The following is a 2379-nucleotide window of genomic DNA, read 5'->3' as shown; positions in this document are numbered from 1 at the left end:
CGGCTCCCCTCCCCTCAAGGGGGAGGGGAGCCCACCACCCGCCTCTCGCCCAAGGTCACCGTCATCGTCGACGGCGGGTCGAGCCTTGCGGGCCTCTCCGCCGATATCCGCGTCGAAGCGGCCGACGGGGGATGGCGCGTGAACGCGGGCGATCCCCTCGGCGAAGCCGACGCAATCGCGCAGGTTCTCGCGCAGCTAAAGGCCATCGCCGCGCAGGGGCCTCTCGCGCGCGGTCGGCTTGCCCGGCCCGTCGCCTCCGCGCCTACCCCCACCGGCACGCGCCGCCTCGCCGATGGCACCCATGCCCTCGGCCTCGCGCTGCCGTTCGGCAGCATCGAGGCGCCAGCACTGGCCGCCCTTGCCGAGGCCGCCGATGAGGCCGGCGCCCGCGAGGTCCGCCTCGCTCCCCGCAGGGGCCTCCATCTGGTGGGCCTCGCCGCCGAAGCCGTTGCTCCCTTGCGCAAGCGCGCCGAAGCCCTCGGCTTCGTTGCCGATCCTGCCGATCCGCGCCTCGCCATCGCCGCCTGCGCCGGCCGCGATGGCTGCGCCTCCGGCCGGATCGCAACACGCGCCATCGCCGCCGAGCTGGTGCAGATCGCGCCCGGCCTTCTCGACGGCAGCTTCACGCTCCACGTCTCCGGCTGCGCCAAGGGCTGCGCCCATCCGCGCCCCGCGCCACTGACGCTTGTCGGCTTGCGCGGCGGCGCCTGCGGCCTGGTACCCGCCGGCTCCGCCTCGGCCGAACCTGCCGCCAGCCTCGCGCCGCAAGCCCTTCCCGCCGGCCTTGCCGCGCTCGAAGGCTTGTATCGCGCGCGCGAGCGTGCACAAGAGAGCGCGGCCGAATGGCTCGCCCGACTCGGTCCAGAGGGGATCGCGGCGGCTCTGCGGGAATAACATGACTCACTACGACTACATCCGGGACGGCGCCGCCATCTACGAGCGGTCCTTCGCCATCATCCGCGCCGAGGCGGATCTCGCCCGCTTCTCGCCCGAGGAGGCGGACGTTGTCGTGCGCATGATTCACGCCGCCGGCATGGTTGAGGCCGCCGCCCACATCGTCTTTTCGCCGGGATTCGTCACGGCGGCCCGTGCGGCGCTGAACGATGGTGCCGCCATCTTCTGCGACGCCGAAATGGTCGCCCATGGTGTCACCCGCGCTCGCCTGCCTGCCGGCAACGACGTCCTCTGCACCCTGCGCAACCCGGCCGTGCCCGAGATCGCCGAGGAGATCGGCAACACCCGCTCCGCCGCCGCCCTCCACCTCTGGGGCGAGCGCCTTGCCGGCGCGGTCGTCGCCATAGGCAATGCGCCGACCGCGCTCTTCCATCTCCTCGAGATGCTGCGCGACGGCGCGCCCAAGCCCGCCGCCATCCTCGGCATGCCCGTCGGGTTCGTCGGCGCCGCCGAGTCGAAGGAGGCGCTTGTCGCGGACAGCTATGGCGTGCCCTATGCCGTCGTCACCGGGCGGCTCGGCGGCAGCGCCATGACCGCCGCGGCTCTCAATGCCTTGGCTAGGCCGGGGCTATGAGCGGGCGTCTCATCGGCGTCGGCACCGGCCCCGGCGACCCGGAGCTCCTGACCCTCAAGGCCGTCCGCGCCATCGAGGCCGCCGACGTCGTCGCCCATTTCGCCAAGGCCGGCAACGGCAGCAATGCGCGCGGCATCGTCGCCGATCTCATCCGCCCGGAACAGGTCGAGGAAGCGCTGCTCTATCCGATCACCACCGAGATCGAGCGCACCGATCCCGGCTATGTTTCGGCCATCACCGGTTTCTATGACGAAGCCGCCGAGCGCCTTGCCGCGCATCTTGCCTCAGGCCACACCGTCGCGGTCCTCAGCGAAGGCGATCCGCTGTTCTACGGCTCCTACATGCACATGCATGTGCGCCTTGCCCATCGCTTCCCGACGGAAGTCATCCCTGGCGTCACCGCCATGTCCGGCTGCTGGTCGGCGGCCGGCGTGCCGATGGTGCAGGGCGACGACGTGATGAGCGTCCTGCCCGGCACGCTCCCCGAAACCGATCTTGCCCGGCGCCTTGGTGAAAGCGAGGCAGCCGTCGTCATGAAGCTCGGGCGGAACCTGCCCAAGGTCCGTCGCGCGCTCGCCGCCGCCGGCCGCCTCGAAGGCGCCGTCTATGTCGAGCGCGGCACCATGGCCGCTGCCCGCCATCTGCCGCTGGCGGAAAAGGCCGATGATGCCGCGCCCTATTTCGCCCTGGTGCTCGTTCCCGGCTGGGCCGGAAGGGGAGGGGCGTGATGCACAGCCGAAGGGCTTGGGGCACCTCTGCTGGAGCGTGGCCGGCTTTATTGGAATCGGCGGCTCTTTCGCCTCCCTCCCCCTTGAGGGGAGGGAATGAGGGTGGGGGTCGTTGTGTGGACC

3 protein-coding genes are annotated in these 2379 nt (G+C 71.5%); all 3 read left to right on the top strand.

Translation table 11 applies throughout. The annotated features are described in order from the left end of the window. The coding region (locus VE25_RS19475) for a ferredoxin-like domain-containing protein (RefSeq protein ID WP_046110340.1) at positions 1-894 on the top strand (894 nt) is incomplete at its 5' end. Between the two features lies 1 nt (position 895). After that, positions 896-1528 carry a precorrin-8X methylmutase gene (locus tag VE25_RS19470; protein ID WP_046110339.1) on the top strand — a complete coding sequence of 211 codons (633 nt, stop codon included), beginning with the start codon at positions 896-898 and terminating at the stop codon, positions 1526-1528. Further along, a complete protein-coding gene (locus tag VE25_RS19465; protein WP_046110338.1) occupies positions 1525-2256 on the top strand; it encodes a precorrin-2 C(20)-methyltransferase in 732 nt (243 codons plus the stop codon). Before VE25_RS19470 ends, VE25_RS19465 begins: the two co-directional genes overlap by 4 nt. Positions 2257-2379 lie beyond the last annotated feature (123 nt).

Source organism: Devosia geojensis, from assembly GCF_000969415.1.
GTDB classification, from domain to species: domain Bacteria; phylum Pseudomonadota; class Alphaproteobacteria; order Rhizobiales; family Devosiaceae; genus Devosia; species Devosia geojensis.
Note: the sequence above shows the minus strand (reverse complement) of the source record. Positions and strands in the feature narration are given on the sequence as shown.

Coding starts and splice junctions, on each gene's coding strand:
- VE25_RS19470 (WP_046110339.1), top strand. CDS start 896: ATGACTCACTACGACTACATCCGGGACGGCGCCGCCATCTACGAGCGG.
- VE25_RS19465 (WP_046110338.1), top strand. CDS start 1,525: ATGAGCGGGCGTCTCATCGGCGTCGGCACCGGCCCCGGCGACCCGGAG.